This is a genomic window from Sphingomonas sp. CCH15-F11 (assembly GCF_001557005.1).
In the GTDB taxonomy this organism is placed as follows: domain Bacteria; phylum Pseudomonadota; class Alphaproteobacteria; order Sphingomonadales; family Sphingomonadaceae; genus Sphingomonas.
Genome location: NZ_LSKG01000166.1, coordinates 21,961 through 28,466 on the forward strand (window position 1 = coordinate 21,961; position 6,506 = coordinate 28,466).

Below are 6,506 nucleotides of genomic sequence, written 5' to 3' on the forward strand. Positions count from 1 at the left end.
ACAGGCCAGCCATGCTGATGTCGAACACCGCGCGCGCGGCGCGCCTCCACTATCTCGCCAACGGCTATCGGATGCTCAGCGCGGGCGATCATGTGGTCTGCGCGGTCAGCGGCGAGCGCATTCCGCTCGACGCGCTGCGCTACTGGAGCGTCGCGCGCCAGGAACCCTATGCCAGTGCGGAGATCGCCACCGCGCGGCTTGCGGGCGGATGAGGCTGCGCACGGTTGGTGCCTGTGTGATCGCGGCGGTCGTCGTCGCGTCGCCACTGCTGGCCCGGAATGACGATCGGGCCGTTTCGCTGATGGCCGTGGTCCAGCTCGATCGCCCGTTCGTTCAGGGCGGCATTGCGCGCGGCCGGGTCCCGCGCGGCTGGAGCGGGCTCATGCTCGACGATCGCGCGGTCGGGGTCGCCGGGGACGGAAGCTTCCTGGTCGCGATCGATCGCGATGCCGGGCCGATGGCGACGCTGGCGCTCACCGACGCAGCCGGCGTTTTGCATCGCCAGCGGATCGCGGTCGCCCCGCGCGACTGGCCGATCCAACGGCTCGACAGGGTAGCGCGCTTTCCCCAGCCGAGCGCCGAGTTCACTGCCCGGCGTCCCGCCGAGCTGGCCCGCATCGCCGCCGCGCGCGACCGGATGAGCGAGAGCGCGGGCTGGCGACAAGCCTTTGTCTGGCCGGCGAACGGCCGGATATCGGGACGGTTCGGATCACAGCGCATCTATCGCGGCGAACCCGGTGCCTATCATTCGGGCGTCGACGTCGCGCGCCCCGCCGGCACGCCGGTTGTCGCGCCCGCCGACGGCGTAGTCACGCTCGCCGCCGACTCGCCCTTCACGCTCGAGGGCTGGCTGCTGATCGTCGATCACGGCATGGGACTGAACAGCGCCTTTCTCCACCTGTCACGCATCGACGTGCGCGAAGGCGACCAAGTGCGCCAGGGTCAGCCGATCGGCGCGATCGGGGCGAGCGGTCGCGCATCGGGGCCGCACCTCCATTGGGGGGTCACCTGGCACGGCGCGCGCATCGATCCGGTCGTGCTGCTCGGCCCGCCCGCGCGCGAAGATGCCGGGAACGCGCAAGAAATCTCGCGTATCGACGCGCAGAGAACGGGCACCAGCGGAACCGCGCGCGCCGCGGAGGATTGAAGCTGAACATCGAGCCGAACCGGAACATGGGAGCGCCACGCGATGAAACTGACCCTGATCACTCTGATGACCCTGCCCCTGATTGCGGGTTGCGCGATGGATGGCGAAACGGTTGCGACGGCGGATACGGCCGGGCCGATCGCAGTGGCCGACCTGCGCACGGCGACGGGCGGCGACGCGGGCCGGGTGACCGCCACCGCCGCCGCGACGGGGATCGAGGTCCGCGTCGACGCGCGCGGGCTGACGCCCGGCCAGCACGGGATCCATGTCCACACCGTGGGTCGGTGCGACGCACCCGATTTCACGACCGCCGGGGGCCACTGGAACCCGACCGCGCGTCAGCACGGCAGCATGAACCCCGCCGGCCCGCATTCGGGTGACCTGCCCAACCTCACCGTCGATGCCGCCGGGAATGGCCGCGTCGAATTCACGCTGGCGGGCGGTACGATGGACGGTCTGCTCGATGCCGACGGCGGGGCTTTCGTCGTTCATGCCGGCCCCGACGATCTGAAGACCGATCCGTCGGGCAACAGCGGCGGTCGAGTCGCCTGCGGGGTGTTCGCCGCATCCTGAGCCGCCGCGTTGACAAGCGGGTCGCCGCGCGGAACACTCGCCTCCCCCAGTGGAGGCGAGAACAGGCGATGCCGAAGAAGAACGCGGACGCAAAGAAATCGGGCGAAGGCAAGAAAGGCAGCGCCGCGCAACGTGCGCTCGCTGCGCTCAATCTCCCCAAGGATTTTCCGCTCGGCAAACCGAGCGCGAAGGCGCTCGCCAAGCATCCGGTTCTGGCCGAACTCGCCGCAATCGCACTTGAGGCACTGGCGGGCGAAATCCGTGCGCGTGTGAAGGACAGCTCAACCGCTGCGCCGAAGCGCAAGACCGTCAAGGCGGCGGCCACACCCACTGAAACGCCCGCACTCGCTGCGCCGACGGCGACTGCGGCGAAGCCGGCCGCGCCCGAGCCGGCAGAACCAAAGCCGGCCGCCCCCAAGCCGACGGTCGCAAAGCCGCGCAAACCGGCCGCGGCGCGGCCTGCGGTTCGCAAGCCGCGCACACCCGCCAGCTAGCGGCGGCGGCGTCCTAGCGGCAGCTGACCCGGCCGCGCTCGATCGCGCGCCCGGCAATCGCACCGCCGGCCGCGCCCAGCACGGTGCCCAGCGTCTCCGATCCGCCCGGTGCGATCAGGTTGCCCAGCACGCCGCCGGCGATCCCGCCGACGATCAGCCCGGTCGTGCCATCGGGGCGGCGGCAATAATAACGGCCGTCCTGGCCGCGATAGATGCGTTCATTTTCCGCCAGCCGGCGTTCGCGCGCGCGGCGGTCCTCGCGGTAATAGCGCGCCGCGTCATAACCGCCATAGGACGGGTCGGGCCGGTTATAGTCATAGTTGCGATAGTTCGAATAGCCGTCGTCATACTGGTTCAGCCCGGTACAGCCCGCCAGCAGCACGGCCGCCGAAACACCCATCATCATCGCGCGCATCGCCGATCTCCCGTCCATGTTGTTCTCGGACGAGTGAACCGCTGGGGGGTGCGAAAGGTTGCAGCGGGCGTCAGGCCGGCGGCGGCACCAGGCCGATCAGCTTGAGCACGACCGCCTGCGCCAGCATCACCGCCAGCCAATGCGCCGCGTCGGCGACGACCACGCGCGCGCCCTGTCCCCGCGCGGTGTGGCCGACGGCAAGGACGGGCAGGACGAAGCCGATCCAGATGACGAAGGCGGAGCCGATCGCCATCGTCCATTCGCTGCCCTTGGGCGGGGCGAGGATCAGCGCGCCCGCCAGGATCGACGCCAGCCAGAACTCCATGACGATCGCGACCAGCAGCAACCGGACGCCGGGACGCGCCCGCACGCTGCCAAGGCGCAGAAAGGCGACGCCGATGATCAGCCCGGCCAGCGTTGCCGCGGCGATCGCGCCGAGATTGAGCAGGATATAGATCACGTCGCGGCCTCGCTTTCCATGCTGGCCTCTTCTACCCGCTGGCGCCGCCCTTTCCCAGCCATGTGCGGATCGTTAGCGTGCGCGCCATGTCGACCCGCTTCGATGCCGTCATTGTCGGCGGCGGTCATAACGGCCTGGTCTGTGCCTTTTACCTCGCGCGGGCGGGGCTGAAGACCTGTGTGCTCGAACGGCGTGAGATATTGGGCGGTGCGGCGGTGACCGAGGAATTCCACCCCGGCTTCCGCAATTCGACCGCGAGCTACACGGTCAGCCTGCTCCAGTCCCGCGTCATCGCCGACATGCGGCTGCACGATCACGGCTATCGCGTCGTCGACCGGCCGATCGCCAATTTTCTGCCGCTGCCCGACGGCCGCTATCTGCTGTCGGGCGGACAGGCTGATACCCGAGCCGAGTTCGCCAAATTCTCGGTCCGCGATGCCGATGCATTGCCTGCTTATGCCGCCGCGCTCGATCGGGTGGCGGACGTGTTGCGCGACCTGGCGCTCACGGCCCCGCCCAATGTCGGCGGCGGCGTCGGCGCGATGCTGGCGGCGCTCGGCCAGTCGCGGCGGCTGGCGCGGCTCGATCTTGCCGCCCAGCGCGACCTGCTCGACCTGTTTACCCTGAGCGCGCGCGAATTTCTCGACGGTTGGTTCGATAGCGATCCGGTCAAGGCGCTGTTCGGCTTCGATGCGATCGTCGGCAATCACGCCAGCCCCGACACGCCGGGCACCGCCTATGTCCTGCTTCATCACGTCTTCGGCGAGGTGAACGGGCAAAAGGGTGCATGGGGCCACGCGATCGGCGGCATGGGCGCGATCACCCAGGCGATGGCGGCGGCATGCCGCGCGGCCGGCGTCACGCTGCGCACCGACGCCCCGGTCGCACGGGTGCTGGCCGATGGCGGGCGCGTCGCCGGGGTGCGGCTGGAGAGCGGCGAGGAAATCGCGGCAGTGCGCGTCGTCTCCAATGTCGGGCCGAAGCTGCTCTTCAACCGCCTGATCGACCCGAGCGACCTGCCCGCCGATTTCCGCGCGCGCGCCGCGCGGCTGAAGGGCGGATCGGGAACGCTCAGGATGAACGTCGCGCTCTCCGCCCTGCCCCGCTTCACCGCATTGCCCGAGGCCGGGCCGCATCTCGGCGCGGGGATCATCATGGCCCCCAGCCTCGATTACATGGACCGCGCCTGGCAGGATTCGCGGGTTCACGGCTCGTCGCGCGAGCCGGTGGTCGAGATGCTGATCCCCTCGACCCTCGACGACAGCCTCGCCCCATCGGGCGCGCATGTCGCCAGCCTGTTCTGCCAGCATTTCGCGCCCATGCTGCCCGACGGCCGCAGCTGGGACGACGCGCGCGAGGACGCGGCCGACGCCGCGATCGCCACCGTCGAACGCTTCGCCCCCGGCTTCACTGCCAGCATCGTCGCGCGCCAGATCCACACCCCGCTCGACCTGGAGCGCAAATTCGGGCTTGTCGACGGCGACATCTTCCACGGCCGCATGTCGCTCGACCAGCTCTGGTCGGCGCGGCCGATGCTGGGCCATGCCGACTACCGGATGCCGCTGACCGGCCTCTATCTCTGCGGCTCCGGCGCGCATCCTGGCGGCGGCGTCACCGGCGCGCCTGGGCACAATGCCGCGCGGGTCATCGTGCGTGATTGGAAACGCCGGGGATTTGCACGCCGCTGAGCCGCCGCTAAACCCTGCGGCGATGACCGACGACACCCCCCTGCGGCTCTATAACAGCCTGACGCGCCGGCTCGAGACCTTCGAGCCCGTCCACCCCGGCGAGGCGCGCGTCTATAGCTGCGGCCCGACGGTCTATAATTACCAGCACATCGGCAATATGCGGGCTTATGTGTTCGCCGACACGCTTGGGCGCGTGCTGGAGTGGAAAGGCTATAAGCTCAGGCACGTGGTCAACATCACCGATGTCGGCCACCTCACGTCGGATGCGGACACTGGCGAAGACAAGATGGAACGCATGGCCGCGCGCGAGGGCAAGTCGGCATTGGACATCGCCCGCTTCTACCAGGAGGATTTCGAGCGCGACCTCGCGCGCCTGAACGTGCGACCGAAGCAGCATCCGCGCGCGACCGAATATGTCGACGCGATGATCGAATGGGGCGAGCGCATCGCCGACAAGCACTGCTACGAGTTGCCGTCCGGCCTTTACTTCGACGTGTCGACAGTCGCCGATTACGGCCGACTTGCCCGTTCGCAGACCGACGAAGGCGAAAGCCGCATTGGCGATGTCGAAGGCAAACGTAACGCTGCCGACTTCGCGATCTGGCGGAAAACGCCGACTGGCGAGACGCGCCAGATGGAGTGGGACTCTCCGTGGGGCAAAGGCGCGCCAGGCTGGCATCTCGAATGCTCGGTGATGGGCGAAGCCCTGCTCGGCTTCCCGTTCGACATCCACACCGGCGGCATCGACCACCGCGAGATTCACCATCCGAACGAGATCGCGCAGAACCAGGCCTATTGCTGCACCAACGGCCTCGACGATCCGCGCAATTCCGGCGCGAAGATCTGGATGCACAACAACTTCCTGGTCGAACGCTCGGGCAAGATGTCGAAGTCGTCGGGCGAGTTCCTGCGGCTGCAGCTGCTGATCGACCGGGGCTACCACCCGCTCGCCTACCGCCTGATGTGCCTGCAGGCGCATTACAGGAGCGAGCTTGAGTTTTCGTGGGAGGGCTTGGGCGCGGCGCTGACGCGGTTGAAGCGGCTTGTGCTTACGGTCGAGAAGGTGCGCCACAAAGCCGATGGTCGCGTAAGCAACGAAGCCGGCGCGACGCAGCCGATCCTTGACGCCTTTGCGCATGAGATTTCGCAAGATTTGAACACCGCGAACGTGCTGCCAATCGTCGATGTCCTGTTGGGACGTAGCGACTTAGACCCGGCGGACCGCATTTACGCTCTCAACAAGATTGAAGGCGTGTTGGGCTTGGGCCTCCTCCACCTCACCCGCGCCGACCTGCGCATCCGCCCCAAGGCCGCCACCATCACCGAAGCCGAAATCGAAGCCGCGCTCGCCCGCCGCAAGGAGGCGCGGGCGGCCAAGGATTTCGCCACGTCCGACGCGATCCGCGATGAGCTTGCGGCGGCGGGGGTGGAAGTGATGGACGGCGACCCGCTCGGCTGGGACTGGAAGCTGGGCGAATAGGCTCCAGCCTAGCCATCGTCACCCCGGCGCAGGCCGGGGTCCACCGGGCAGCGAGTGCTGTGCCGACGACCTGAGGGCGGCGCGGGCGGCAAAGTGGACCCCGGCCTTTGCCGGGGTGACGGTTCAGTTGTTGCAGCGTCACTAAAAGGCAGCCGTTGCCCGAGCGGAGGCCGGGGCCTTTGGCAGAAATAGCGCTACTTCTGCATGAGGCCCCGGCCTCCGCCGGGGCGACGCGTGGATCATCAGCGG

8 protein-coding genes are annotated in these 6,506 nt (G+C 68.6%); 6 read left to right on the plus strand and 2 right to left on the minus strand.

Going from position 1 to position 6,506, the window contains the following annotated elements:
• The first annotated feature begins 11 nt into the window (after nt 1–11).
• The 4 genes from AX709_RS16750 (at nt 12) to AX709_RS16765 (ending at nt 2,214) form a co-directional block, all read left to right on the plus strand.
• Nucleotides 12–212, plus strand: a complete 201-nt coding sequence (locus AX709_RS16750) for a DUF2093 domain-containing protein (protein ID WP_066480896.1) — start codon at nt 12–14, stop codon at nt 210–212.
• Nucleotides 209–1,147, plus strand: a complete 939-nt coding sequence (locus tag AX709_RS16755) for a M23 family metallopeptidase (protein ID WP_082731839.1) — start codon at nt 209–211, stop codon at nt 1,145–1,147. Before AX709_RS16750 ends, AX709_RS16755 begins: the two co-directional genes overlap by 4 nt.
• Before the next feature lie 42 nt (nt 1,148–1,189).
• Nucleotides 1,190–1,720: a superoxide dismutase family protein gene (locus AX709_RS16760; protein ID WP_082731840.1), complete on the plus strand. Its 531-nt coding sequence runs from the start codon at nt 1,190–1,192 to the stop codon at nt 1,718–1,720.
• A gap of 68 nt (nt 1,721–1,788) precedes the next feature.
• Entirely contained in the window at nt 1,789–2,214 is a 426-nt protein-coding gene (locus AX709_RS16765; RefSeq protein WP_066551080.1) for a hypothetical protein, read from the plus strand.
• Between the two features lie 13 nt (nt 2,215–2,227).
• On the opposite strand, the gene AX709_RS16770 is transcribed toward AX709_RS16765, so the two are convergent.
• Nucleotides 2,228–2,629 (minus strand): glycine zipper 2TM domain-containing protein, encoded by a 402-nt coding sequence (locus AX709_RS16770; RefSeq protein ID WP_066480899.1) that lies wholly within the window; start codon nt 2,627–2,629, stop codon nt 2,228–2,230.
• Nucleotides 2,630–2,699: 70 nt separating this feature from the next.
• Nucleotides 2,700–3,089: a hypothetical protein gene (locus tag AX709_RS16775; RefSeq protein WP_066551081.1), complete on the minus strand. Its 390-nt coding sequence runs from the start codon at nt 3,087–3,089 to the stop codon at nt 2,700–2,702.
• Between the two features lie 86 nt (nt 3,090–3,175).
• Here AX709_RS16775 and AX709_RS16780 point away from each other — a divergent pair, with 86 nt between their 5' ends.
• Together AX709_RS16780 and cysS are read left to right on the plus strand one after the other, a co-directional pair.
• Nucleotides 3,176–4,777, plus strand: coding sequence for a phytoene desaturase family protein (locus tag AX709_RS16780; RefSeq protein ID WP_066551085.1), 1,602 nt, complete (start codon nt 3,176–3,178; stop codon nt 4,775–4,777).
• 22 nt (nt 4,778–4,799) lie between these two features.
• On the plus strand, nt 4,800–6,257 hold the full coding sequence (cysS, locus tag AX709_RS16785; RefSeq protein WP_066551087.1) for a cysteine--tRNA ligase: 1,458 nt from the start codon (nt 4,800–4,802) through the stop codon (nt 6,255–6,257).
• The last annotated feature ends 249 nt before the right edge of the window (nt 6,258–6,506 follow it).

Excerpts from the sequence above, each read along its gene's own strand:
- AX709_RS16760 (WP_082731840.1), top strand. The coding sequence starts at position 1,190 with ATGAAACTGACCCTGATCACTCTGATGACCCTGCCCCTGATTGCGGGT.
- AX709_RS16755 (WP_082731839.1), top strand. The coding sequence starts at position 209 with ATGAGGCTGCGCACGGTTGGTGCCTGTGTGATCGCGGCGGTCGTCGTC.
- AX709_RS16750 (WP_066480896.1), top strand. The coding sequence starts at position 12 with ATGCTGATGTCGAACACCGCGCGCGCGGCGCGCCTCCACTATCTCGCC.
- AX709_RS16770 (WP_066480899.1), bottom strand. The coding sequence starts at position 2,629 with ATGCGCGCGATGATGATGGGTGTTTCGGCGGCCGTGCTGCTGGCGGGC.
- AX709_RS16780 (WP_066551085.1), top strand. The coding sequence starts at position 3,176 with ATGTCGACCCGCTTCGATGCCGTCATTGTCGGCGGCGGTCATAACGGC.
- cysS (WP_066551087.1), top strand. The coding sequence starts at position 4,800 with ATGACCGACGACACCCCCCTGCGGCTCTATAACAGCCTGACGCGCCGG.
- AX709_RS16765 (WP_066551080.1), top strand. The coding sequence starts at position 1,789 with ATGCCGAAGAAGAACGCGGACGCAAAGAAATCGGGCGAAGGCAAGAAA.